Genomic DNA, 23,785 nt, shown 5'->3' with positions numbered 1-23,785 from the left:
CATGACTTCATTGTTGGTTGAAAATGGCCGTGCGCTAGAGAGTCGCCTCGATTTCAGCGGCCCCTGGCGGGTGCTCAAGGCAAACTGGTGGAAGGTGGTATTGTTTGCCGCCGTGGTGACCCTGGCGGCAGCCCCCTTTATCCTCAGCATGCCGCCCTATTATCAATCCAGTGCGACCCTGCTGCTGAAGGCAGATGCCAACAGCGCTTCCCCTATCGAGCCCGTCTACCGGGTCGATACCAGCCGCCGCGAGTACTACAACACCCAGTTCGAGCTGCTCAAGTCACGCCGGGTAGCCGAGAAGGTGGTTACTCATCTGGGTTTGGCCGAGTTGCCGGAATTCAACGGGCAGCCCAATCCCGACAGCTGGCTGAGCCGCATCAAGGGGCTCTGGAGTGCCGCACATCAGGAGGATGCCTCCTCACGCCACCAGCATGCGCTGGAGTATCTGGCCAGACACCTGACCGTCTCGCCGGTGCGCGATACCCAGCTGGTCAGCATAGGGTTCGAATCCCGCTCTCCCGAGCTGGCCGCCAGCGTCGCCAATGAGGTGGCCCAGACTTACATCGATCTCAATGTGGAGGAGCGGGTCGATGCCAACACCACGGCATCGCACTGGAACCAGAGCCGGCTGGTGGAGATAAAGGCCAGTCTGGAGAAGCAGGAGAAGCAGCTCGGCGATTTTCTTGCCCGCAATGATCTGCTGACGTTTCGCGGCGTAGATGGTCTGCAAACCGAAGAGCTCGGTATCATCACCAACAAGTACGCGGATGCACGCGAGCGGCGGCTGGCGGCGCAGGCCGAATTCCAGTCCATTCAGGAGTACGGCCGCAATCCGGCGGCGCTGGCTTCCCTGCCCGAGGTCTCCAACCACCCCCAGATGCAGGATCTGCGCATCGCCCTCATCAAGGCCCAGCAGGAGCTCTCCGAGCTGGCCAAGCGTTATGGCCCCAAGCATGACCGTATTCTGCAGGCCGAAGCGCGCATCAAGGCGCTCAATACCCAGTCAAACCAGCTGATGCGGGAGATTGCCGACGGTATCGAGGATCGCTACCAGAGCAGCCAGCGCAAGGAGCAGGAGTATCTCGCCCAGCTTGACGAGAAGAAGCGGGAGTTCTCCTCGCTGGCGGTCAAGAAGGATGAGTACAACAATCTGAAGAACAATATCGACAAGACCCGTCAGCTCTATAACGAGCTGTTCCGCCGTCAGGAAGAGACCCGCCTGAACGCTCAGTTGCACGAGTCGAATGCCATCCTCTACGATGCTGCATCGGTGCCCTTGTTGCCAGCCAAGCCAAACAAGATGCTGTTTCTGCTGATGGTGGTGATCATGGCGGGCATGGTTGCCGTGCTGGCCGTCATCACTGCCGGAGCACTGCGCAATACCCTGGATCGTCTGAGCCAGCTGGTCTCCCAGCTCGGTGGGCGGGTGCTTGGCGAAATCCCGCGGCTGGCAGCCTTGCAGGATCAGAGTGCACTGCTGCGGGTGGGAGCGGTCAATCCCAGAGTAGGTGCCAGTGCCGATGACCTCTACGCCATCATGCGGCTGGAGTCGGGTCAGCTGCAGCGCATCATGATCACCTCGACCGGTGCTGGTGAGGGCAAGTCGACGCTGGCGGCTCTCTGTGCCGCCAGCTTTGCCCGCCATGAGCGAGTGCTGCTGGTGGATGGGGATCTGCGCCGGGGCTCCCTTGGTCGCCAGTTGCTGGGGCAGGCAGCCAGACCGGGGTTAGCCGAGCTGCTCGCAGGCGAAGCCGATTTGGCTGCCTGTCTGGTGCCAAAAGAGGGATTGACCCTGCTGCCGGCTGGCCAGCCGGTCTCCTCCCCGCTGGCACTGCTTGGCTCGCCACGCTGGAGCGAACTGCTGGCAACCCTTGCCGGGCAGTTTGACCGCATCATAGTGGACACCCCTGCGCTGGAAGTCGGCAAGGATGCCCTGCTGCTGGGGCAACCGCTGGATGGTGCCATTCATGTGATCCAGTCCGGCCAGCTGCCGGCCAGTCGGGTGCTGAGCGTGCTGGCACAGCTGCGGGATGCCAGAGTGGCGGTGTTGGGGACAGTGCTGACCCAGGTCGCCGAGCGCGATCTGGAAGGGGCGGAGAACCTGAGATTCTGTGGTGCACCCACCTGGGGCGCGCTATGAAACTGCTGCGCAGCATCACCACCATAGGGGGTGCTTCCGTGTTATCCCAGCTGATCGGGGCGTTCTCGGTCTGGTCACTGTCGCACAAGTTCGACATGGCTGCGGTCGGGCTCTATGCCCTCAGCTACAGTCTGGTGCTGATCGGTGCCCAGCTTGCCACCTTTGCCTCGCAACTGCTGTTGCCCAAGCTGGAGGAGGCCGAGCTGCCCGGCAACCTGATCTTTTCCCTGTTGCAGGTCTGGCTGCTCCCCATCCCCTATGTGCTGGTGGTGGTCTGCTTTTTCTCGCTGCCGCTCTGGCCGCTCTACCTGCTGACCGTGACCCACGGGCTGCTCCTCATCGCCGAGAATCTGGCCCTGCGGGCCGGCCACTACCAGCGGCTCGGTCTGCAGCGTATCTCGGCCTCTGCCGTGGTGCTGCTCTGTCTGCTGTTGGCCCCAGACATGACGCACTTCTATCAGTTATGGGCCTGTCTGTTGCTGCTGGTGATCGGGTGCTGGTTGTGGTCTGCCTTTGCCTGGCACAGTTCCATGCTGAGAGAGGCTGCCCCGCGCCACCTGCTGCACTTCTTCTCCCGCCATAAAGCGCATCTGGCTGGTGTCGGCAGTGCCGAGGTGCTGGCGATGGTGACGGCCAATCTGCCGACCGTGCTGATCAACTTCTGGTTTTCCCCTCTGGTGGCTGGCTACTTTGCCGTGGTCAACCGCTTCTGTCTGGCGCCCGTGGTGATTGTCGGCAACGCCATCCGCCACTCCATCTTCTCGCGATGGTCGGAGGATTTTCGCCTGCGCCGTTTCAACGGGGAGGAGTTTCGCAAGGTGAAGCGGCTGCTGCTGGCTATGGGCAGTGCGGCCACCCTCGGGATCCTCATCTGCTATCCGCTGGTGATGAAGTGGTTCTTCAATGCGGAGTGGATCGCCTCCATCGATACCTCCCGCTACATGTTGCCCTATGTCTTTACTGCGGTGGCCATCTGCCCGCTGACCGTAATCGAGCTGGTGTTCGGCTCGCCCCGCTACTTTTTGCAGATCCAGCTTGAGCAGCTGCTGGTCGTAGTGATTGCCTTCGTGCTGTTGCCCTGGTTGCAGCAGGAGTACGAGCTCTGCGTGCTGGCCTTCTCTCTGCTGACTGCGGTGCGCTACGGCTTCGTCTTTTTGCGGGTCAACCGCCGGGCTGCCGAGTTGCAGGGGCGGATGGAGCTGCCCTCGTGAACAGTGCCCTCATCATGCAGGCCAATCTGCTGCTGTCGCTGGTGATCTGCGGCCTGGCCCAGTACGTCACCGGTATTACGGCCTTCCTCTGGCTGCCCTTCCTGCTGGCGATTGCCACCTTGATGTTGCTGCCGCTGCAGACGCGTTACAGCCCGTTGCGGCTCGACTATCAGGAGAAGGTGCTGCTGCTGCTCTACTGTGGCTTGCTGGTGCTGGCGCTGCTGGGCACCCTGCTTCAGCAGGGGGGCATGGTGACTATCATCGGTTTCAAGAACGAGCTGGCGCTCTCTCTGCTGCTTCCCTGCCTGTTGCTCGGCTTTTGCCGCGAGTCACAGATTTACCGCATCATGAAGCTGGTGGAGTGGGTCTTCTACCTGCAGATCCCGGTGGTGCTGTTTCAGGTGCTGGTGGTGGTGCCGAAGCGGGTGGCAATGCGCGGCGAGTTTGAGAAGTGGGACTCGGTGGTCGGTACTTTCGGGGGGGATCCCATGGGTGGCGGCAATACCGGTGCACTCGGCTTCTTCTGCCTGCTGGTTATGCTGATCAAGCTCTCCGAGTTTCGCCACGGCCTCATTTCGCGTCGTTCGGTCGCTTTTCACATTCTTGCCGCCTTTGCCATTTGCGTGCTGGCCGAGGTGAAGTTCGTCATCCTGTTGTCCCCCTTGCTGCTGGCCTGGGTCTGGCTCTCGCCAAGCTATGTCAGGGGGATGAAGAGCTATGACCTCAAGCGTCTGTTGCTGATTGCGCTGGCGATGACTGCACTGGTGGCCGTGGCCGTTCTGGTGCTGGCTGCCTCCTACTCATCCGCGTTCGAGGGGGCCGGGCAACAGGGGGCCATTGAGCTGTTTATCGACTCCCTCGGCTATATCTTCGATCCCAACCACATCAACCCGGAAACCGGCGAGCTGGGGCGGGTGACGACTCTCTTTTTCTGGGCCAGCAACGGTGATCACCACGGTCTCAGCAATCTGCTGTTTGGTTATGGCCTCAACACCACCAACCATGGCAGCACCCTGCCCGGTTTTCTCAACCCCCTGTTCAACGTGCTGCTCGACTCCACCTCCCTCAGCGTGTTGCTGTGGGAGGTGGGGCTGATGGGCACCCTGATCTTCATCGCGCTGATCGTTCTGCTGCTCTGGTGCTGCCGTCCCCGCCCGTTGCTGGATCGCCAGCTGCTGAGTGCGGCAGATGTGCGTCTGCTCAGCTACCAACCCGCTTTCATCGCGTTCGGGATCGCCTGCCTGCTGAGTTTGCCTTACAGCCAGCTGCTGATGCTGATCCCGGTACAGCAGTTCCTCTTCTATTTCGTGCTGGGTGCCGCCCTGGTGATCCGTTCTTCGGTTCGGCAGGCCACCAGCTCTTGTGAGGTGTCATGACTCCATCCCCCCTTATCTCCGTCATCATCAAGACCTACAACGAGGAGGCAGGGATTGCCGACACCATAGCAAGCATCAGGAGCGCTCTGGCCGACTATTCCCACCAGATTATCGTGGCGGACAGTCTCTCGACCGACCGCACCCAGGTGATTGCCTGCCAGCTGGGGGGGACTGTGGTGAGCCTGACCGACCCGGCCGATCGCTGTTGCGGCGTGGGGCCACAGCTTGGCTACCTCTTCAGCGAAGGGGAGTTCCTGCTGCTGCTCGATGGCGATATGAAGCTGGAGCCGGAGTTTGTGCCGGCCGCCCTTGCGCACATGCACTCCCACCCCGAATGCGGTGGCGTGGCCGGGCGGGCCGAGATGGATGATGCCCACAGCTATGAGTTCAAGTCGCGCAAGCAGCGCATCAACCAGATCTATCCGCTGGGCGATTCGCGCTGGCTGTGTGGTGGCGGCCTGTTTCGACGCAGCGCCATCGAGCAGATCGGCTATCTCACCAATCGCAACCTGCACGGTTACGAAGAGGCGGAGCTGGGTATCCGGCTGCGTCAGGCGGGCTATCGGCTGGAGCGGCTCGATGTCCCCTTCTTCTTTCACACCTCCCACACCATGGACTCCCTTGCCCTGATCCGTTACCGCTGGCGCATGGGGTATTTGTTTGCCAGCGGCGAGCTGGTGCGCTCGGCGTGGGGGCAGCCCTATTTTCGCGAGGTGCTGTCGGTGATCCGCTCCGAGCTGCTGTTCGGACTCTACCTGCTGACACTCCTGTTCTGCGTGCTGCTTTTCGTAGCCGGACTGCCGTTCTGGTTGCCGTTGCTGGCACTGACACCGCTGGGTGGCTTCATCGCTCTCAAGTGGTTGAAGAACCGCTCCCTGCAAGATGCCCTGCGCAGTGTCATGAACCTCTCCATCTATGCAGCCGGGCTGGTGCGCGGCCTGCTGTTGCCCCAGCGCTCTGCGCGCGAGGCGCCCGCCCATCGTCTGATCCAGGAGTCATTGCCGTGAAGGTGCTCTTTGCCAACAAGTTCTTTTTCATGAAGGGGGGGGCCGAGACAGTCCTCTTTCAGGAGCGGGAGATGGTGCGTCAGGCGGGTCATCAGGTGATCGACTTTGCCATGCAGCATCCGGATAACCTCCCCTCGCCCCAGAGTGGCTACTTTCCGGCCAACGTCGATTATCACCAGCGGCACGGGCTCTTCGATCGGCTGAAGATCGCCGTTCGCTTCATCCACAATCAGGAGGCCTGTGATCGGCTGGCGGAGCTTATCCGTGCAGAGCGGCCCGATATCGTTCACTTTCACAACATCTACCACCAGCTCACCCCGGCGATCATCCGGGTGGCCAAATCCCTGGGCTGCAAGACGGTGCTGACAGCCCACGACTACAAGGTGGCCTGTCCCAATTACAGCATGCTGGTCGATGGCGAGCCGTTCGATCTGACCCGGATCGAGGGTTCCTGGCTCAAGCTGTTTCGCCATCAGTGGCAGGAGGGGTCGTGGGGCAAGAGCCTGCTGCTCTCTGCCGAGGCGGCCTGGCAGCAGTGGCGTCGCAACTACGAGCAGGTTGATGCATTGGTTGCGCCGAGCGCCTTCATGGCCGGGATGCTTCGCACCCGGCTGCCTGCTTCCCGCATCGAGGTGATCCTCAATGGTATCGATGTCGAGTCGAGCCGCGAAAGTGGAGAGGATCGTGGGTACTTTCTGTTCCTCGGGCGCCTGATGGCCGAGAAAGGGGTCGAGACGCTTGCCCGTGCCCATCAGCGCATGACGCGGCCGGCGGGTCTCAAAATTGTGGGCGGTGGCCCGCTGCAGGCGCACCTCGGGCAGCATTATCCCAATGCCGAACTGCTGGGGTTCAAGCAGGGGGAAGCGTTGCTCGATCTGCTGCGTCACGCCAAGGCAGTGGTGGTGCCGTCCGAGTGGTACGAGAACTGCTCCATGTCGGTACTGGAGGCGATGGCCTATGGCAAACCGGTGATCGGGGCTCGAATTGGCGGGATTCCGGAGCAGATCCGCGACGGTTTCGATGGCTTGCTGTTCGAGGCGGGTAATGCCGACGAGCTGGCCCGCTGCATGGATAGGCTGGTGGCCGAGCCGGAGCAGACGGCGGCCATGGGGCGTTCGGCCCGTCAGCGGCTGATCGACAGTTACTCCCTCGCTAGCCACCAACAAGCCCTGCTGGCGCTCTACCAGTCGTTGCTGGAGGAGCAGAGATGAGCTTCTGGCACGAGTTGAAAGCCGAACTGGCGCTCAATCCGAGCAAGACGGCGCGCCTGTTCCTGCTCTGCTACCGGCTGGCACAGGGAGACCGCTTTATGAGGCTGCCCGGCTTGTTGCTGCTCAAGGGATTCAAGCTGCTGTGTGGCCTCGATATCTCGCCAAGAGCCCGGCTGGGTTGGGGTCTGCGCCTCTATCACCCGCAGAATATCGTCATCGGTGACGGCGTGCAGATGGGGCGTGACTGCACCCTGCGCCACAACTGCACCCTGGGTAACAAGCCAGATCGTGAGAGCGGCCAGCTCCTCTCGCCCACCGTGGGGGACGGGGTCGAGTTCGGCACCGGCGCCATCGTTATCGGGGCAATCGCCATTGGTGATCATGCCTGTGTCGGTGCCGGCGCCGTCGTCACTCGTTCCGTCCCGGCTCGCGCCGTTGTTGCGGGCAATCCCGCCAGAATCATTCGAGAAGATCATGAAGCAGATTAGTGTGACCGTGCTCGGTACCCGGGGGATCCCCCATGTACTGGGCGGTGTCGAAACCCATTGTCAGTCCCTCTATCCGGAGCTGCACCGCCAGTTCGACGTGGCGGCGACCGTGCTGGCTCGCGCCCCCTATGTGAATTACCGAAGCGGCGAGTTTGAAGGGGTGGCTCTCGAGGCGTTGCCCACCCCCAAAAAGAAGTCGCTGGAGGCAATCCTCCACTCTCTGCTCGCGGCTTTTTACTGCCGCCGTCATGCCTGCGATCTGGTGCATGTCCATGCCATCGGCCCGGGACTGGTGGTGCCGCTGCTGAGGTTGCTTGGCAAGCGGGTGGTCTTTACCCATCACGGCCCCGACTATGACCGCCAGAAGTGGGGGGCGCTGGCCAAGTGGGTATTACGCCTTGGCGAGCGCTGGGCGGTACGTTATGCCAGCGAGGTGATCGTCATCTCCGAAGTGATCAACGAGGCGATCCGCCGACAGTACGATCGCCAGGATGCCCACCTAATCTACAACGGGGTGAAACGGGTCGAGCTGCCTGCAGCGGACAAGAGGGAACTGACGCTGGCCCGTTTCGGACTGACCGCTGGCAGCTATCTGGTGGCGGTGGGCCGCTTCGTCGAAGAGAAGGGGCTGCACGATCTCATCGCCGCCTACCGCCAGCTCGATACCGAGCTGCCGCTGGTACTGGTGGGGGATACGGATCACCCCACCCCCTACAGCGAGCGCTTGCAGCGGATAGCGGATGAAACACCGGGGGTGATCCGTACCGGTTTCCTCAATGGCGAGGCGCTGATCAGCGTCTTTTCACAGGCGGCCCTGTTTGCCATGCCCTCTTATCACGAGGGGTTGCCGATAGCCCTGCTGGAGGCGCTCTCCTTCTCCCTGCCGGTGGTGGTGAGCGACATTCCCGCCAATCTGGCGGTGGCGCTGCAACAGGAGTGCTATTTCCCGGTCGGCGATGTGAGTGCGTTGGCAGAGCGACTCAACGCCCAGTTGACTCGCGGCAAGGTCGATTACAGCGACTATCTGCAGCGGTATGACTGGCAGCGGATCGCCGGCCAGACCATGGCGGTCTACCGCAAGGCTTTGGGCCTGCCCGCAGGAGAAAACCAATGAGCCAATTACCGCAGAAACCGCAGGGGGCGATCGACCGCTTCTACCGTGCTCTCTCCCCCGAGGTGGCCGAGAGCCTGAGTGAAACTCAGCGCGACGGTATCGAGCAGGCGCTGCGGCTGATGAGTGATGGCAAGTCGCACGCCATCAACGTCAACAGTGCCTTCGGCATCGGTCGCTGGCGCTGCTATCTGGTGGTGTTGATGGGACGGGATCGCCGTCATCGCGGGCGGGAAAGCGGCTTTCGCTTTCACCTCAAGGTGCTGCTGACTACCCTGCTGTTGCTGCTGGGGATCTGCGGCATGGTGCTGCTGCTCTATCTGGTGAAGTCAGCCCTTGGCATCGACATCTTCAAGCACTTCTCGTTCGGGGTGTGGGACCTGTTCAAAAAGAGCGTGCTGATGTGATGAAAGAGGGCTCCTGCGGGAGCCCTTTTGCGTTACTGGATGTCGATCTCGGCCAGACGATACCAGCCACTCTCTTCCAGACCGGCAATGCCGAGCTGCAAAGCGGGCTGCTTGTCCTGACCGATGAAGGCCAGCTCGAGATAGTAGTGACCGCGTGCCATCCGGCCCGGCAGGGTCAGGCTGTCGCGAGTGGTAGCCTTGCTGCCCGGGATCCAGCGGGTCATGTCGTTGCGGGTCACCAGCATGGCGCCGACCTGCCCTTCCTCGTTGACCAGCCGGTAGGTGAGCGGCCAGTTGCGATAGGCCGGCGCTACCCCGTCGTTGTGCCAGTCGCCGTTGAGGGCAAGGGTAGCCCCCGGCTTCATGGTTCCCTTGAGGGTCAGCTGGTCCAGCACGATGCGATAGCCCAGCTTGCGCAGGGCATTGTCGACGATGGGTCGATATTGGGGGGGAATCGGATCCGACTTGAGATTGATGGTGGAGGCGTGTTGGGCCAGCGCCCAGTCAAAGGTGGCCTTGACCTCCTCCATGGTGTACTGCTGTTGGCCTGGCCACTCGCTCAGCTTGCCGCACACCTCGAAACTGACCGGCGCCCGCTGCCAGCTGGAATCGAAGTTCGCCACATTGGCGCGGGCGCTCGCCAGTCGTTCCGGGTAGGCGTTGCGCATGTGGCTCCAGCTTTGGGAGAAGTGGTGCCAGTCGCCGAGGCAGTCTGCCCGCCAGCCAGCTCCCTTGCCCACGGCATACTCAAACATGGGCAGGTTGTTGATGAGCATCAGCTTGGGGGTTCGCGGAAAAGCGGCCATCTGCAGGTCAACATAGGGTTTGAGCTGCTCGCTGCTGTAGCGCTGTTCCAGCGTCGGACCGGGGAAGTTGCTCATGTGCCACTCCCCCCATGAACCTATCATGCCGATGTCGACATGACTCAGCGCCGGGTTGCCATCGTAATGGGCGCCCAACGCCTGAAACAGCCGGGTGGCTCGGGCGAGGAACTGCGGGTCGCTGTAGTCGGGCACAAAGGTCTGGTGGTTGTTCACCCACTCTCCCCGAATCCCCTTGTTGATGAGCCACTCCGGGATCTTGCTGCCCGAGAAGGGCTCATCAAGGGTCATGACCCTGAGGGCAATCGACTGTTTCGGGGTGGCGTGCTGTGCCTGATCGATGGCCCTGTCGATCAGAGCAAAGTTGTATTCGCCCTCCCGTGGCTCCAGCTCGCTCCAGTAGAAGCGGAAGTAGTCGACCGTGCTGACCGGATGTTCAGCCAGAGAGAGGGGATGACCCCAGCTGTTGTGAAACTCTTCGATACCGACGCCGGGATTGTGCAAGAGGTCTTCGACCGGTTCGGGATGAATGGTGAGGGTACCGGCCAGAGCTCCCTGAGCCCATAGCAAGCCGGAATAGAGCAGGATCCTGCCCGGATGCATTTTCATGTGATCGTCCGCCTGTGGAACATGGTTGCATGCTAGGAAATTGGCGGACAAAGGCCCAGCCGGTTCCGCTTTTTTCGAGAAGAACCGACTGAAGCCTTTGTTGTCTAGGTCAGAGATTGACGGAGGTTGTGCCCTCAGTCGTCATTGTCATGTCCGGCTGGGCGGGACTCGACACTCTGTTGCCCCATCACCTGATACCAGTCGAGCTTGCGGGTCAGCATCATGATCAGCGCCAGGGTGGCGAACAGCAGCAGGGCGCCGAGCAGCAGGGCGATCTCTTCGGCTTGCAGCAGGCTGTAGAGGATGGCATAGACCAGCCCGAGCAGCGCTGCGAAGCCGATCCCCTGCTTCGGGCCACTCAGCACATGACTGAGGTAGAAGCCGTTGAGCAGCACGCTGGCCAGCGCGGCTACCAGATAGGCCCAGCCAAAGCCGAGGTGCTCGGTCAGGGCCAGCAGCACCAGATAGAAGATAGCCAGCCCCATGCCTACCAGCGCGTACTGGATCGGGTGAACCCTCAGCCCCTTGAGCAACTCGAACATAAAGAAGCTGATAAAGGTGAGGCCGATGAAGAGCAGGGCATATTTGGCCGCCCGTTCGTTGAGCTGATAGTGATCCACCGGCTGCACCAGACTGACGCTGAAGGTGGAGAGATTGCTATCGCCCCCGTTCATCATCCGGTTGAAGCGGGTCTCCATGTCGCTGGCGAACCAGCTGGTTTGCCAGTTGGCCTCAAACCCTTGTGGGCTCAGGGTGCGACTGCCCGGCAGAAAGTCGCCGATAAAGTTGGGGTGGGGCCAGTTGCCCGCCAGCTGCAGGGTGCTCTCCTTGCCCAGCGGGACTATGTCGAGGGCGTTCATCCCCTGTAGATTGAGCTCCAGATGGAAGGTGCCATCCTGCTGCGGCAGGCTGTCGATCGGGGCATGGATACCCGCGAGCGCATCACCGAGGCGGGCGCCGGGGGCAAATGGGATCCGCTGTGTGCCGAGTTGCAGTTCGGGGACGCTGTTGATACCGCGGGCATCGGAGAGTACCAGACTCAGGTAGGGTTTGCCTGCCACCAGCTCATCATCCCCGGCGAGCGGCGCGCTCTCTTGTAGTTGAGCTGCTGTCGGCAAACGGCCGGAGAGGGAGAGCCGGGTCTGATAGACCTGCGCCTGATAGATGCCGAGCTTGCGCGGGGTCACCTCCATGATGGCCTGCACGTCCAGCTGTTCCGGCAGCAGGTAGCGGTAGATCTGCTCCTGACGGACGAAGCGCTTGCCCTCCTGCTCGACCGTCACCGAACGGGTATAGGGCTGTACGATAATGGGCCCCATCAGTCGCTGCGGGCCGCTGCTGCTGGCCATGATGCTGTGAATGGCCTGACTGCGGTAAGCCTGACGCTCCCGGTTCAGCTCCATGATGGATTGCACCGGTACCATCAGCAGCAGGCTGAGCAACAGCAGCAGAAAGATCTTGTGGGTGAATATCTGTTTGACCATGACACGTCTCCTTGTTGGATGGAGTGAGTCTGCCGGCCGGACGTGAAGGGGGGATGGGCTTGTGTGAAGTGGTGGTGAAGGGGGATAAAAAAACCGGCATTGCGCCGGTTTCTGGAGGAATTACAGGGTCTTCAGCTTCCCGGGCAATGCGGCCAGCACCTCTTCTTTCGCCTTGATAGAGGCGAACTGCTTGCCTGGCTTTTGCACCACGGTATGGACGAAGATCAGTTGCTTGCCCGGTTTGCTGGCCCAGCCGACGAACCAGCCGATCTGCTGATCGCGGTTGAGGCTGCCATCCAGCTTCTTCGGGTAGCCCATGCCGGTTTTGCCGTGGATCTGCCAGCCGTCGATCTCGCTCACCTTGAGGATATTGGCGGTGTACTGCAGGGTCTGCGCCGAGACCGGCAGCTTGCCGCTCACCATCTTGCCGAGGAAGCGGGCCTGCTCCTCCGGACTGATGGCGAGGCTGGAGCTGAGCCAGGCCTGGGTCAGGCCGTCATGTTTGCCCGGATTACCGGAGAGATCCCGGTTGCCGTAGTCGAAGCGGTCGACATATTGCTGGAAGCGCTCCATCCCCAGCCATTCGGTGAGCTGCTGGGAAAACCAGACCACCGAGTAGGTTTCCCAGCGGCGCGGGGTGGTGGTTTCACGCCAGGCGGGCAGCCAGCCGTCATAGCTCGGTTTGTAGGGCAGCGCCGGATGCTCTTCATCCACCAGATAGCCACTGTCGTAACCCATCAGCGCCAGCGGGATCTTGAAGGTGGACGCGGGCGGCAGCTGGCTGGAGCAGTCCCCTTCGCTGGAGAGGGTCTGGCCGTTGCCGTCGGCATAGAGAAAGCAGCCGCTGGCGGCGGAGGCAGGCAGGTCTGCGAGCAGACCGGCAGCCAGCAGGCTGGAGAGAAGCAGGCGGGACATAGCATTTCCTTGAGCAAATGGATGAGAGAAAGCGGCAGTCTAATGCCGCTTTGTGTGGGGAATGTGAAGTTGCGGGGGGACTAGGCGAATGGCAGCCAGAGTTCCGCCAGCGCGCCTCCTTCCGGCCGGTTGCTCAGGGTCAGACGGCCGCCATGCTGGTGGGCTACCTCATGGGTGAAGCTAAGCCCCAGACCACTGCTCTTGCCCTTGTCCGGTCGTGGCAGGGAGTAGAAGCGCTCGAAAATGCGCGGCAATGCGTAGTCGGGAATGCCGGGGCCGCAGTCGGTAACCCGAAAACAGTAGCCCTCCTCCTGCTGGCTGCCGCTCAGGGTGACCTGCCCGTTGGCGGGAGAGAAGTCGATAGCGTTATCCAGCAGGTTGCCGATGGCCTGCTCCACCAGCAGCGGATCCCACTTCTGTTTCGGCGCGCTGGCCAGCTCGGCCACCAACTCGACCTGACGGCGCTGGGCGATGATCTGGCGAGCATCGAGGGTGCGCTTGCCCAGTTTCGCTGGCTCCACCGACTGGCGATCCAGCCCCTGCCCCGACTCCAGCCGCGCCAGTTGCAGCATTCGCTCGATCAGCTGCTGCATGCGCGCGGTTTCCAGATTGATGTTGCCGATAAACCGTTTGGCAACTTCGGGGGGTGGCGTTTCGGCCAAAATCTCCCCTGCCCCGCGAATGGCCGCCAGCGGGCTCTTCAGCTCGTGGGTCAGGCTGTGCACATAGGCTTCGATGTAGCTTTTGCCATCGAGCTGGTGGCGCATGGTTTCCAGCGAGCGGCCGAGCCGATCCAGCTCGACGGTGTGCAACTGCGGCAGCGGTGCCGCCTCCCCCTTGCTGACCGAGTCGGCATAGTGCACCAGCTTGCCGATGGCGCGGTTGAGCCACCACACCAGCAGGCTGCCGATCAGCAGCGAGATGAGCAGCATCTGGCCGCCGGCCCGCAGCAGCTCCTGTTCCCCCCGCTCGATGGCTGGCATCAGGGTGCGGTTGGGTTTGGCGACGGTGAGGGAGCCGATGATCTCGGCCCCTTCCCGCAGCGGTGCAGCCACATACATGGTCGAGCTGGCGGCATCGTCGGGATCGGTGCGGGTGCTGCGGGCGCCATACTGGCCACGCAGAGTGCGGTAGACATCGTTCCAGCGGGAATAATCCTTGCCCAGATCCGTGCCGTCGGAGTCGTAAATCACCATCCCCTGCCGATCCGTCACATAGATGCGGTACTCCGCCTGCTGCTTGAGGTGGCCGTCGATCATCGCATTGATGGGATTCTGGTTGAGGCGGGCGAAGGCGCTGGCCAACCGCCCGTTCATCATATTGCCCTCTTGCAGGTCATCGAGCGCGAGCGGCGCCAGCAGCTGGGTCATGTCGACCAGAGTATCCTCGGTGGCGCTGCGCACCCCGGGTTTTATCTCCTCGACGAAGATCTCCAGTACAAACCAGGCGGCCAGCGCGAAGATCAGCAGCAGGCCGCACAGCAGTTGCAACCCGAGTCTCATGCCAGCTCCAGGCTGTAGCCCAGCCCGCGGTGGGTGAGGATCAGGTTGGCTTCTGGATCATGTTCGCGCAGCTTGGCGCGGATGGTCTTGATGTGGGTATCGACGGTGCGATCAAGACTCTCCTCCGCATCCTGCCACACCAGATCCATCAGCTGCTGGCGGGAGTAGACCCGCCCCGGCGCCTGCATCAGGGTCTTGAGCAGTAGATATTCGTAGCGGGTGAGGGCCAGCGGTTGGCCGCGAAAGTGAATGCGGGCCCGCTGCTCATCCAGTACCAGCAGGGTGCTGGGCTGGGGGGCGACCGGCTGGCTGCGGCGCAGGATGACCCGCACCCGGGCACACACTTCCCGTGGCGAGAAGGGTTTGGCCACATAGTCGTCGGCACCGATCTCCAGCCCGATCAGTCGGTCTATCTCCTCGCTGCGGGCGGTGAGGAACATCAGGGGGATATCGGTCAGCGCCCTCACCTGCTTGCAGAGTTCGAAGCCGCTGATGTCGGGCAGCCCCACATCGAGGATCAGGAAGTCGGGTCGCGTCTGTTCCAGTCGTGTCAGCAACTGCTGGCCCAGCATGAACCACTCCACCTCGAACCCGTCGGTCTGCAGGGCGTAAATCAGGGTGTCGGCGATGCTGGCCTCATCCTCCACCAGCCAGATGACTCTCTTTTGCATGGCATCCTCGTCGCAAATTGGCACCCCATTCTGGCATCGAACCAAATCGGATCCTATTTGCTGTTTTATTTTTCCGAAAAAGGGGCTAATATTTCGATGTTCTTTCGAATCGAAACTTAAAAATGACCAAACGTAATACTCAACAACGCCGCCACACCATAGTGACCCTGGTACAAGAGCAGGGTGAAGTGAGCGTCGACGCCCTTGCCAAACACTTTTCTACCTCCGAAGTGACCATCCGTAAAGATCTGGCGGTACTGGAGACCGGCGGTCTGCTGCTGCGCCGTTACGGTGGTGCCGTTCCCTTGCCAAACGAGATGGTGGTCGAGGTCAACCCTGAACAAGTTTCGAACCGAAAGTTAGCTATTGCCCGTTCGGCGGCCGAGCGGCTGCGTGATCACAACCGCGTCATCATCGACAGCGGCAGCACCACCAGCGCCATGATCCCCATGCTGGGCAACAAGCGCGGCCTCATAGTGATGACCAACTCCCTCAATGTGGCCGGTGCCCTGCGCGAGCTGGAAAATGAGCCTACCCTGTTAATGACCGGTGGCACTTGGGACCCTCACTCCGAATCCTTCCAGGGGCAGGTGGCGGAACAGGTGTTGCGCTCCTACGACTTCGACCAGCTCTTTATCGGTGCCGACGGCATCGACCCGGAGCGTGGCACCACCACCTTCAACGAGCTGGTGGGCCTGTCGCGGGTCATGGCCGAGGTATCGCGGGAGGTCATTGTGATGGTCGAATCGGAAAAGATCGGCCGCAAGATCCCCAATCTCGAACTTCCCTGGTCGAGCATCCATACCCTGGTGACCGACGAGGGGCTGGCCAGCGAGGCCAGAGAACAGATTCAAGCCCAGGGGGTGACGCTTATCTGCGCCCCGGTCACTTGCTGACACGAGCTCTGAACCATCCAACTGACTTTACGATTTGCATCTCAAGGAGAAGTGTATGTGTGGCATCGTCGGGGCTGTTGCCCAACGTGATGTGGCTGAAATTCTGGTAGAGGGCCTGCGCCGTCTGGAGTACCGCGGTTATGACTCAGCCGGTGTGGCCGTGTTCAGCGCCAACCAGCCGTTGCAGCGGGTTCGCCGTCTGGGCAAGGTGGCCGAGCTGGCCAAGGCGCTCGACGAGCAGTCCGTCCATGGTGGTACCGGCATCGCCCATACCCGCTGGGCCACTCACGGCGAGCCTTCCGAGCGCAATGCCCATCCCCACGTCTCCGAGCATATCGTGGTGGTGCACAACGGCATCATCGAGAACCACGAAGAGCTGCGGGAAGAATTGAAGGCGCTGGGTTATGTGTTCAGCTCCGACACCGATACCGAGGTGATTGCCCATCTGGTCCATCACGAGCTGAAGAGCGCCGGCAGCCTGCTGGCCGCCATGCAAACTGCGGTGAAGCAGCTGCGCGGTGCCTACGGTACCGTGGTGATGGACAGCCGCGACGACAGCCGCGTGGTGGTGGCCCGTTCCGGTTCACCGCTGGTGATCGGCCGCGGTATCGGCGAGAACTTTATCGCCTCCGACCAGATGGCGCTGCTGCCGGTGACCCGTCGCTTCATCTTCCTGGAAGAGGGTGATGTGGCCGAAGTGACCCGTCGCGATGTGCATATCTTCGATACCAACGGTAACGCCGTGGTGCGTGAAGAGCAGGAGTCCGAACTCTCCCACGATGCCGGTGACAAGGGCGAATACCGTCATTACATGCTCAAAGAGATCCACGAGCAACCCAAAGCGATCACCAACACCCTGGAAGGGCGTCTGGGCAGCGATCACGTGGTGGTCGAATCGTTCGGCAACGGCGCTCGCGCCATCTTTGACAAGGTCGAGCACGTGCAGATCGTCGCCTGCGGCACCTCCTATCACTCCGGCATGGTGGCTCGCTACTGGTTCGAAGAGATCGCTGGCGTCTCCTGCGATGTGGAGATCGCCTCCGAGTTCCGCTATCGCAAATCGGTAGTGCGCCCCAACAGCCTGCTGGTGACCCTCTCCCAGAGTGGCGAGACTGCCGATACCCTGGCGGCGCTGCGTCTGGCCAAGGAATCCGGCTACATGAGCTCGCTGGCTATCTGCAACGTGCCGGGCTCCTCGCTGGTGCGTGAATCGGATCTGGCTTTCATGACCCGCGCCGGTGCCGAAATCGGCGTGGCCTCCACCAAGGCGTTTACCACCCAGCTGGCTGGCCTGCTGATGTTGGTGGCCTCGGTCGGTCACTGCCGTGGCCACCTGAGCGCCGCCGCCGAAGCCGAACTGGTCAAGGCGCTGCAAGCCCTGCCGCTGCGTATTAAAGAGAGCCTGGCACTGGCCAAGGATATCGAAACCCTGGCCGAAGAGTTTGCCGACAAGCAGCACAGCCTGTTCCTCGGCCGTGGCAGCCAGTACCCCATCGCCATGGAGGGGGCGCTCAAGCTCAAAGAGATCTCCTACATCCACGCCGAAGCTTACGCCGCTGGCGAACTGAAGCACGGCCCGCTGGCGCTGATCGATGCCGAAATGCCCATTATTGTGGTGGCGCCGAACAACGATCTGCTGGAGAAGCTCAAGTCCAACGTGGAAGAGGTGCGCGCCCGTGGCGGTATCCTCTACGTGTTCGCCGATGCCGATACCGGCTTCAAGAGCGACGAGACCATGCGGGTCATGAACCTCAACCATGTGGAAGAGGTGATCGCCCCCATTGTCTATACCGTGCCGCTGCAGCTGCTCTCCTATCACGTTGCCCTGATCAAGGGCACCGACGTCGACCAGCCGCGCAACCTGGCAAAATCGGTGACCGTCGAGTAAGTCACTTTCTTAAATGATAAAGAGCCGCAATTGCGGCTCTTTTTGCTTCGGCTGAGGGGTTACGACAGCCGCAGGTTGGTGATGGTGACCTCGTCGAGGGAGGGCACAATGATGCCGCTGGTGATCCCTTTGGCGATGGCTTGACTGCGGTTCTTCGAGTCGGTCTTGTTGGTCACCTGGGTCAGGTGAAAGTTGACCGTCCGCTCACTGATGCCGAGGATGGTGGCGATCTCCCAGGAGGTCTTGCCCTCGCTTGCCCAGAACAGGCACTCCTTCTCCCGATCCGACAGTTCGGTCAGGTACTTCATCAGGTCAGGCCGGCTTTTGATCAGTTGCAGCGCGGAGTTGAAGATGTAGCTGGCGCAGAATGACAGCAAGGGAACGTTTTCAAACATCAGATCAGAGTTGGACTTCTCCTTGGTGATGAATGAGAGGATACCGTGCTCCCCCTGCGGGGTGTGGAGCGGGAAGGATACGCCGTTGCGCACCCCGAAATCGGCAGCCAGGTTCATCACGTCGCGGCTGGCGCTGGGTAGCCAGGGCGAGTCGCAGTCGAGTTTGTTCCAGAAGATAGGCTGGGTCTGTTTCAGCCCCAGATAGACCACCGGATCCTGGGTCAGATACTGGTTTTCGCTGTAGGCGTCAAACCAGCTGGTCGGACAGTTGTTGAACAGTGCCACGTGGGATTTCTGCATGCTGATGGGGAAAATAATCAACAGCCGGAAGTAATCAAAGCCCATTTGATGACTGAAGCGTTCCAGTTGTTGCTGGATATCGCTGGTTTTTGTTGCCTTGGTGAACTTGTCGATATGTTCCCAGATCGCATCGTTGAGCATGACTTTCTCCTTTTTCGATCTCTATCACACTGATCGAAAAGATTTTTTCTCGTTATTTATATTTGTGCGGTGGCTATTGGCGCCACTTATTCCGTGCGTGTCTAAAAATTATCCTGTTTTTGTGCATAAAGGCCAAGAAAATCCTCTCGTTGCCAGTCCGCCCCGCATTTGAGATAATGATAATAGTTATCATTAGTAAGATGTATTTCAATGAACAAATTATGGGGTGTGGCCCTGCTGCCACTGTCAGTCCACTTTGCTGCCATCGGGGATGAGCTGGTTGCTCCCGCCCTCAAGAACAGCATAGCTGCCGGGAAAGCCTCCCAGCAGCGGGTGGAAAAAGCCGCCGATGCCGCCGTTGCCGCACGACTGGAGCTGCAAAATGCCCAGCTGCAACTGCGCGACCTCGAAGCCTACAACCGCTACATGCAATCTCTGGTGGCCGATCAGCAAAATGAGCTGGGTAAATTGAGTCAGCAGCTGGAAGCGGTGCAAGAGACCCGTCAGGGCTTGATCCCGCTGATGTTGCAGATGCAGGCAGATCTGGAACTGCTGGTGCAAAACGACATCCCGCTGCGCAAGGAAGATCGTTTGGCGCGGGTTGAACAGTTGAAAGCGACCCTGGCCCGCGCAGACGTTAGCGAGGCAGAGAAATTCCGTCAGCTGCTGCAGGCCTATCAGATCGAAGCCGAGTACGGCAGCCGGATGGACAGCTATTCCGCCGAGCTGGAGCTGGATGGTGCTCCTCGTCGGGTCGATGTGCTGGCGCTGGGTCGGGTCTCCCTGCTGGCAATGACGGCCGATCGCAGTCAGGCATGGCGCTGGTCTGCCGAGGCGAAGCAGTGGCAAGCCCTCGATAGCCAGTGGCTCTCCCCTATCGCCGAGGCAATGGATGTGGCCGCCGACAAGAAAGTTCCCCAGTTGCTCAATGTCCCCCTCTCTGTCAGCCGCAGTCAGGAGGCCCAATCATGAGAGTCACCATGAAGTGGTTCCCCCTCCTTATTGCCCTCTTCTGCGGTACCAACGCCGCTGTCGCCGATGAGTGGCAGCAGCAGGAACAGGCTCGTGAACAGCAGGCTCAGCAAGATCTGGCGACCGTTGCCAAGGAGCTCGGCACTGCCCGTGCCAGACTGGCCGAGGCCCAGCGCCTGAGCAAGGAGCTGGCTGGCAAGTTCGCCAGCAACGAGAAGCAGCTGGTCGAGCTTAACGCCCAGTGGGAGCAAGCCTCCGGCGACATGAACGAGATCTTCGCGGTCACCCGTCAGGGCGCCAGCGATGCGGTCAAGCTGCTGAGCGAATCCGCCGTCGAGGGCCAGTACCCGGAGCGTCTCGCCCCGCTGAAAGCCATGGCACAGGATAAACAGGTGCCGGATCGTGCCGCTCTCGCCCTGCTGCCCGCCACGCTGCTGCAGGAGATCCGCGAATCTGGCCGGATTGCCCAGTTCAACGGCAAGGTGCTCGATGCCCAGGGGGCTGCCAGCGAGCAGTCGCTGACCCGGGTTGGCAGTTTTGCCCTGCTGGGGAGCGAAGGCTTCCTGCAACCGACCGCCGAAGGCTTGAGCCCGGTACTGGGTCTGCCCGGTAGTGTGCTCTCTGCCGTTGCGGCTTATCAGGGTCAGGAAGGGGAAGCGCTGCCGCTGGATCCTTCTCATGGCACTCTGCTGGCGATGCTGGCACAGGCACCCACCTTCTGGCAGCAGGTACAGCAAGGTGGTCAGGTCGGCGCCATTATCGTGCTGCTGGCCGCTATCGGTTTGGGAATTGCTGCGGTACGGCTGTGGAGTCTCTCCCGCGAACTTACTCTGGTGCGCCGCCAGCTCAAGAGCGGCGAGTATCACGCCGACAACGCCCTCGGCCGGGTGCTGACGGTAGCAGACAAACACCCCGAGCTGAGCATGGAGACCCTCGAGCTGCGTCTTGATGAGGCGATCCTGCAGGAGACTCCTCGTATGGAGCGCGGTATCGGCATGGTCAAGGTAATCGCGGCCATCGCCCCCATGCTGGGTCTGCTCGGTACCGTAACCGGGATGATCGGCACCTTCCAGGCCATCACCCAGTTTGGTACCGGCGATCCCAAGATCATGGCGGGCGGCATCTCCATGGCGCTGGTCACCACGGTACAGGGTCTGGTTGCGGCCATTCCGCTGATCCTGGCCCACAGCCTGCTGCAATCGCGCTTCACCGAGCTCTCCAATGTGCTGGAGCAGCAAGTAGCCGGCATTCTGGCTGAGCGCGCCGAGAGCAATAATGGCGGGATGGAGCGAGCAGCATGATGCTCGACATCTGGCAACAGCTGCAGAGTTTCATGGGCCGTGGCGGCCCTGTGCTCTGGGTCATTCTGGCCCTGCTGGTGCTGATGTGGATTTTGATGATCGAGCGGCTGCTCTACCTCAATCTGGGTTTTGGCCCCTTGCAGCAACAGCTGCTCGGCCGCTGGCAGGCCCGCAGCGAGCGCCACAGTTGGCACGCCCGGGCGATCCGCAGCCGCTGGCTGGCGCAGGCAGAGCTGGAACTGAACCGTCATCTGATCTTCATCCGCACCCTGGTGGTGCTCTGTCCCATGCTGGGGTTGCTGGGCACAGTGACCGGCATGATCGGCGTATTCGATGCGTTGGCTGCGGCCAACCGCTTTAACCCGGAGAGCATGGCGGGCGGGATCTCCCGCGCCACTATCCCCACCATGGCGGGCATGGTGGTGGCGCTCTCCGGCGTGTTGTTACTCAGTCGGCTCGAGAGTCAGGCCAAGCGTGCGCTGGCCAAGACCCGGGACGGCCTGCGAGAAGAGAAGGTAATGCAATGAGACGGCAATCCAAACGCCAGCGTGACGAAGTGCAGATCGACATGACTCCCATGCTGGATATCGTGTTCATCATGCTGATCTTCTTTATTGTCACCACCTCCTTCGTGCGCGAAGCCGGGCTCGAGGTGCACAGACCCCAGGCCAGTCAGGCCAAGGCGCAGAAATCTTCCAGCATCATGCTGGCGATCGGGGCTCAGGGTCAGATCTTCCTCGACCGCAAGCAGATCGATGTGGAGCGGGTACAGGCCACCATCGCCCGTCTGCTGGCGGAGCAGCCCGATGCCAGCCTGGTGATCCAGGCCGACGAGCGGGTACCCCATGGCAAGGTGGTGCGGGTGATGGATGAGGCCAAGGCGGCGGGTATCGCCAATATCGCCGTGGCGGTGGCGCCGAAATGAAATACAAGCTGATGAGCCTGGGGCTGGGGATTGCCCTCAGTCTGGGCATCCTGCTGTTTATGGCCACGCTGGTTGAACCGCTCCGGGGCGAGAAGGTGGCGAGCGAACAGAAGCCCATCGTCATCAATATGCAGAACGAGGTGACCGAGGTGCAGGTACGCGAGCGTCCAGTGCCGCAGGAGCCCGAGCCTCTGCCAGAGCCTCCCGCGGCATTGGCCTCGACACCGCTGCCGATGCCTGCCGCGGCCCCCTTGGCGGCCGTTGAGCCGAGTCTGGATCTGGTTTCAAGCCTCAGCGCGGTGCAGGTCTATGCCCCCGGAGTGGCGACCAGTACCGCACCGGTATTGAGTGGCAACTACCACGGCCAGCAGCAGGGAGCGGGTATCGGCGCAGGTGACATGCTGATGCCGCTGCAACGGATCGAGCCGGTCTACCCCTATCGTGCCCAGCAGTCAGGGATCGAAGGATTCGTCACCCTGCGCTTTAGCGTGAATGCGGAAGGTGGCGTGCAGGATGTGGAAGTGGTCGAGGCCAAGCCCAAGCGTCAGTTCGAGCGGGCGGCCATTCAGGCGATCAACAAGTGGCGCTATCAGCCGAGACCGGGCGCCACCGACAAGCTGGTGCAAGTCATCACGCTCAAATTCAAACTGGAGTCATAACTATGTTGCGGATCTGGATCTGTCTGCTGGCCCTGGTTGGCCAAGCCTGTCTGGCGATGGAGGTCAGCCCTCACTTCTCCCGTCAGCTTGAACCCGTGATGAGGCTCTATCAGTCTGGTCAGTGGCAACAGGCCCAGAGCAAGGCATCCGGCCTCAAGCCAAATAGCGATGCCGAGCGTGCCTGGCTGGCGCAGTTGCAAGCCTCGCTGGCGGCCAATCTGCAACAGACCGCCCAAGCGAGCCGCTACGTCGAACAGGCCCTTTCCTATAAAGAGTGGCCCGAGCAACAACAGCTTCAGCTGCTGCGACTGCGCGGCGATATTCAGGCCCAGCAATCCAACTGGTCTGGTGCCATCGCCAGCTACAAGGCGGCACTGGCGCTCAAGCATGACGATGCACTGCGCCTGCGTCTGGCTGGCCTCTATTACCACAACAAACAGTACGGTGACGCCGCCAGCCAGAGCGAACAGTTGTTGAAGAAGGGTTGGCAGAAACAGGCCGCCATCATTCGTCTCTCCGCCCTCACCGCCCAGCAACGTTATGGCGTGGCGGCCGATCAGGCGGCCGAGCTGATCCGTCATGAGCCGACAGAGAGTAAGTGGTGGCAACAGGCGGTATCGCTCAACCTCTCCGCCAAACGTGGGGATCAGGCGTTGGCGCTGCTGCAGACTGCCATCGACAGAAAACTGATGGATGACGCGTCAGCCCGCAACCAGCTGATCCGCCTCTATGCCTGGCAAGGGCTGCCTTATCGTGGTGCCCGTCTGCTGGAGGCGGCCATGGCCAAGGGACAGATGAAGCAAAGTGCTGAAAACCGCCAACTGCTGGCCCAATTGTGGGAAGGTGCCCGGGAGTGGTCACAAGCAGTTGATAGCTGGCAGCAGCTGGCCAGCCTACATGGTCAGCCCAAAGCTGCCATGCGCGCCGCCGAACTGCTGCTGCAACAGGGCAAGACAGATGCCGCCATGACCCAGCTCGCCGCCATCAAGTCGGTAAAAGGCGAGCAAGGCAATCGTGCCAAAGCATTGCTGGTGCAGGCACACCTTAATAAGGAGCAGTATGCCCAGGCGCTGAAACTGGCCCGAGAGCTGCAGCAGCAGGATAACTGGCAGCAGAAGGCAACCAGCTGGGTCAACTATATCCGGGCACAAAGCGAAGAGTTGAGCAAAAAAGCAGCGTAAAAGAGGTGCCAATGGGCTGTTTTGGGGTGTTCAGTTCGCTTTTTCAGCAAAAGAACGCATTTTTGCAAAAAGCCCTTGTCATCCCTGCGCGGCTCCCTATAATGCGCCCCTACCAGCACGGCGGAACACGCCGGACTGATGAGCCAGCTTCCTAGCGAAGTGGGCGCCGAA

22 protein-coding genes are annotated in these 23,785 nt (G+C 61.2%); 16 read left to right on the top strand and 6 right to left on the bottom strand.

All coding sequences use genetic code 11. The features are described from left to right. Position 1: 1 nt before the first annotated feature. The 8 genes from G5380_RS14810 to G5380_RS14775 are packed head-to-tail and all read left to right on the top strand — an operon-like array spanning position 2 to position 8,954. A complete protein-coding gene (locus G5380_RS14810) occupies positions 2 to 2,143 on the top strand; it encodes a GumC family protein (protein WP_421352851.1) in 2,142 nt (713 codons plus the stop codon). After that, a complete protein-coding gene (locus G5380_RS14805; RefSeq protein WP_421352850.1) occupies positions 2,140 to 3,354 on the top strand; it encodes a lipopolysaccharide biosynthesis protein in 1,215 nt (404 codons plus the stop codon). The genes G5380_RS14810 and G5380_RS14805 overlap by 4 nt, the downstream gene beginning before the upstream one ends. Next, positions 3,351 to 4,730 carry a capsular biosynthesis protein gene (locus G5380_RS14800; protein WP_421203804.1) on the top strand — a complete coding sequence of 460 codons (1,380 nt, stop codon included), beginning with the start codon at positions 3,351 to 3,353 and terminating at the stop codon, positions 4,728 to 4,730. Before G5380_RS14805 ends, G5380_RS14800 begins: the two co-directional genes overlap by 4 nt. Beyond that, entirely contained in the window at positions 4,727 to 5,737 is a 1,011-nt protein-coding gene (locus G5380_RS14795; RefSeq protein ID WP_421352849.1) for a glycosyltransferase family 2 protein, read from the top strand. The genes G5380_RS14800 and G5380_RS14795 overlap by 4 nt, the downstream gene beginning before the upstream one ends. Beyond that, positions 5,734 to 6,948: a glycosyltransferase family 4 protein gene (locus G5380_RS14790; RefSeq protein WP_421203808.1), complete on the top strand. Its 1,215-nt coding sequence runs from the start codon at positions 5,734 to 5,736 to the stop codon at positions 6,946 to 6,948. The genes G5380_RS14795 and G5380_RS14790 overlap by 4 nt, the downstream gene beginning before the upstream one ends. Further along, positions 6,945 to 7,436, top strand: a complete 492-nt coding sequence (locus tag G5380_RS14785; protein WP_266135136.1) for a serine acetyltransferase — start codon at positions 6,945 to 6,947, stop codon at positions 7,434 to 7,436. Before G5380_RS14790 ends, G5380_RS14785 begins: the two co-directional genes overlap by 4 nt. Then, a complete protein-coding gene (locus tag G5380_RS14780) occupies positions 7,423 to 8,550 on the top strand; it encodes a glycosyltransferase family 4 protein (protein WP_323936968.1) in 1,128 nt (375 codons plus the stop codon). The genes G5380_RS14785 and G5380_RS14780 overlap by 14 nt, the downstream gene beginning before the upstream one ends. Then, a complete protein-coding gene (locus G5380_RS14775) occupies positions 8,547 to 8,954 on the top strand; it encodes a hypothetical protein (protein WP_033115229.1) in 408 nt (135 codons plus the stop codon). Before G5380_RS14780 ends, G5380_RS14775 begins: the two co-directional genes overlap by 4 nt. Positions 8,955 to 8,986: 32 nt before the next feature. Here G5380_RS14775 and G5380_RS14770 read toward each other — a convergent pair whose 3' ends face one another. The 5 genes from G5380_RS14770 to blrA all read right to left on the bottom strand — a co-directional run bounded on the left by G5380_RS14770 (position 8,987) and on the right by blrA (position 14,956). Next, complete coding sequence (locus G5380_RS14770; protein WP_323936965.1) at positions 8,987 to 10,384, bottom strand: DUF4832 domain-containing protein; 1,398 nt, start codon at positions 10,382 to 10,384, stop codon at positions 8,987 to 8,989. Positions 10,385 to 10,518: 134 nt separating this feature from the next. Further along, entirely contained in the window at positions 10,519 to 11,868 is a 1,350-nt protein-coding gene (creD, locus tag G5380_RS14765; RefSeq protein WP_227341674.1) for a cell envelope integrity protein CreD, read from the bottom strand. 120 nt (positions 11,869 to 11,988) lie between these two features. After that, complete coding sequence (gene blaOXA, locus G5380_RS14760; protein WP_421352848.1) at positions 11,989 to 12,783, bottom strand: OXA-12 family class D beta-lactamase; 795 nt, start codon at positions 12,781 to 12,783, stop codon at positions 11,989 to 11,991. Between the two features lie 80 nt (positions 12,784 to 12,863). Continuing rightward, positions 12,864 to 14,285 (bottom strand): beta-lactam sensor histidine kinase BlrB, encoded by a 1,422-nt coding sequence (blrB, locus tag G5380_RS14755; RefSeq protein WP_368192794.1) that lies wholly within the window; start codon positions 14,283 to 14,285, stop codon positions 12,864 to 12,866. Beyond that, complete coding sequence (gene blrA / locus G5380_RS14750; RefSeq protein WP_157161682.1) at positions 14,282 to 14,956, bottom strand: beta-lactam response regulator transcription factor BlrA; 675 nt, start codon at positions 14,954 to 14,956, stop codon at positions 14,282 to 14,284. Before blrA ends, blrB begins: the two co-directional genes overlap by 4 nt. 122 nt (positions 14,957 to 15,078) lie before the next feature. Here blrA and G5380_RS14745 point away from each other — a divergent pair, with 122 nt between their 5' ends. After that, positions 15,079 to 15,852 carry a DeoR/GlpR family DNA-binding transcription regulator gene (locus G5380_RS14745; RefSeq protein ID WP_421209781.1) on the top strand — a complete coding sequence of 258 codons (774 nt, stop codon included), beginning with the start codon at positions 15,079 to 15,081 and terminating at the stop codon, positions 15,850 to 15,852. A gap of 55 nt (positions 15,853 to 15,907) precedes the next feature. Further along, positions 15,908 to 17,740, top strand: coding sequence for a glutamine--fructose-6-phosphate transaminase (isomerizing) (gene glmS / locus G5380_RS14740; protein ID WP_005355853.1), 1,833 nt, complete (start codon positions 15,908 to 15,910; stop codon positions 17,738 to 17,740). A gap of 59 nt (positions 17,741 to 17,799) precedes the next feature. Here glmS and G5380_RS14735 read toward each other — a convergent pair whose 3' ends face one another. Next, positions 17,800 to 18,576 (bottom strand): helix-turn-helix transcriptional regulator, encoded by a 777-nt coding sequence (locus tag G5380_RS14735; RefSeq protein WP_216952456.1) that lies wholly within the window; start codon positions 18,574 to 18,576, stop codon positions 17,800 to 17,802. Positions 18,577 to 18,786: 210 nt separating this feature from the next. On the opposite strand from G5380_RS14735, the gene G5380_RS14730 reads away from it, so the two are divergent. The 6 genes from G5380_RS14730 to G5380_RS14705 are packed head-to-tail and all read left to right on the top strand — an operon-like array spanning position 18,787 to position 23,614. Next, positions 18,787 to 19,548 (top strand): DUF3450 domain-containing protein, encoded by a 762-nt coding sequence (locus G5380_RS14730; protein ID WP_216979813.1) that lies wholly within the window; start codon positions 18,787 to 18,789, stop codon positions 19,546 to 19,548. Continuing rightward, a complete protein-coding gene (locus G5380_RS14725) occupies positions 19,545 to 20,849 on the top strand; it encodes a MotA/TolQ/ExbB proton channel family protein (protein WP_257691535.1) in 1,305 nt (434 codons plus the stop codon). The genes G5380_RS14730 and G5380_RS14725 overlap by 4 nt, the downstream gene beginning before the upstream one ends. Continuing rightward, positions 20,846 to 21,376, top strand: a complete 531-nt coding sequence (locus G5380_RS14720; protein ID WP_005339367.1) for a MotA/TolQ/ExbB proton channel family protein — start codon at positions 20,846 to 20,848, stop codon at positions 21,374 to 21,376. The genes G5380_RS14725 and G5380_RS14720 overlap by 4 nt, the downstream gene beginning before the upstream one ends. Continuing rightward, positions 21,373 to 21,774, top strand: coding sequence for an ExbD/TolR family protein (locus G5380_RS14715; RefSeq protein WP_005339369.1), 402 nt, complete (start codon positions 21,373 to 21,375; stop codon positions 21,772 to 21,774). Before G5380_RS14720 ends, G5380_RS14715 begins: the two co-directional genes overlap by 4 nt. Then, entirely contained in the window at positions 21,771 to 22,433 is a 663-nt protein-coding gene (locus G5380_RS14710) for a TonB family protein (protein WP_421206842.1), read from the top strand. Before G5380_RS14715 ends, G5380_RS14710 begins: the two co-directional genes overlap by 4 nt. A 2-nt stretch (positions 22,434 to 22,435) precedes the next feature. Then, the gene (locus G5380_RS14705; protein ID WP_421209779.1) at positions 22,436 to 23,614 is read left to right on the top strand and encodes a hypothetical protein; all 1,179 of its coding nucleotides are present in this window, start codon (positions 22,436 to 22,438) and stop codon (positions 23,612 to 23,614) included. The last annotated feature ends 171 nt before the right edge of the window (positions 23,615 to 23,785 follow it).

This window comes from Aeromonas sp. 604443, from assembly GCF_049170315.1.
Lineage (GTDB): Bacteria > Pseudomonadota > Gammaproteobacteria > Enterobacterales > Aeromonadaceae > Aeromonas > Aeromonas veronii_A.
This window is presented reverse-complemented; position numbering and strand designations above follow the sequence as displayed.

Coding starts and splice junctions, on each gene's coding strand:
- G5380_RS14735 (WP_216952456.1), bottom strand. CDS start 18,576: ATGCTCAACGATGCGATCTGGGAACATATCGACAAGTTCACCAAGGCA.
- G5380_RS14810 (WP_421352851.1), top strand. CDS start 2: ATGACTTCATTGTTGGTTGAAAATGGCCGTGCGCTAGAGAGTCGCCTC.
- G5380_RS14780 (WP_323936968.1), top strand. CDS start 7,423: ATGAAGCAGATTAGTGTGACCGTGCTCGGTACCCGGGGGATCCCCCAT.
- G5380_RS14805 (WP_421352850.1), top strand. CDS start 2,140: ATGAAACTGCTGCGCAGCATCACCACCATAGGGGGTGCTTCCGTGTTA.
- G5380_RS14725 (WP_257691535.1), top strand. CDS start 19,545: ATGAGAGTCACCATGAAGTGGTTCCCCCTCCTTATTGCCCTCTTCTGC.
- G5380_RS14795 (WP_421352849.1), top strand. CDS start 4,727: ATGACTCCATCCCCCCTTATCTCCGTCATCATCAAGACCTACAACGAG.
- G5380_RS14770 (WP_323936965.1), bottom strand. CDS start 10,384: ATGAAAATGCATCCGGGCAGGATCCTGCTCTATTCCGGCTTGCTATGG.
- blaOXA (WP_421352848.1), bottom strand. CDS start 12,783: ATGTCCCGCCTGCTTCTCTCCAGCCTGCTGGCTGCCGGTCTGCTCGCA.
- G5380_RS14720 (WP_005339367.1), top strand. CDS start 20,846: ATGATGCTCGACATCTGGCAACAGCTGCAGAGTTTCATGGGCCGTGGC.
- G5380_RS14745 (WP_421209781.1), top strand. CDS start 15,079: ATGACCAAACGTAATACTCAACAACGCCGCCACACCATAGTGACCCTG.
- creD (WP_227341674.1), bottom strand. CDS start 11,868: ATGGTCAAACAGATATTCACCCACAAGATCTTTCTGCTGCTGTTGCTC.
- G5380_RS14775 (WP_033115229.1), top strand. CDS start 8,547: ATGAGCCAATTACCGCAGAAACCGCAGGGGGCGATCGACCGCTTCTAC.
- blrB (WP_368192794.1), bottom strand. CDS start 14,285: ATGAGACTCGGGTTGCAACTGCTGTGCGGCCTGCTGCTGATCTTCGCG.
- blrA (WP_157161682.1), bottom strand. CDS start 14,956: ATGCAAAAGAGAGTCATCTGGCTGGTGGAGGATGAGGCCAGCATCGCC.
- glmS (WP_005355853.1), top strand. CDS start 15,908: ATGTGTGGCATCGTCGGGGCTGTTGCCCAACGTGATGTGGCTGAAATT.
- G5380_RS14715 (WP_005339369.1), top strand. CDS start 21,373: ATGAGACGGCAATCCAAACGCCAGCGTGACGAAGTGCAGATCGACATG.
- G5380_RS14730 (WP_216979813.1), top strand. CDS start 18,787: ATGAACAAATTATGGGGTGTGGCCCTGCTGCCACTGTCAGTCCACTTT.
- G5380_RS14710 (WP_421206842.1), top strand. CDS start 21,771: ATGAAATACAAGCTGATGAGCCTGGGGCTGGGGATTGCCCTCAGTCTG.
- G5380_RS14785 (WP_266135136.1), top strand. CDS start 6,945: ATGAGCTTCTGGCACGAGTTGAAAGCCGAACTGGCGCTCAATCCGAGC.
- G5380_RS14705 (WP_421209779.1), top strand. CDS start 22,436: ATGTTGCGGATCTGGATCTGTCTGCTGGCCCTGGTTGGCCAAGCCTGT.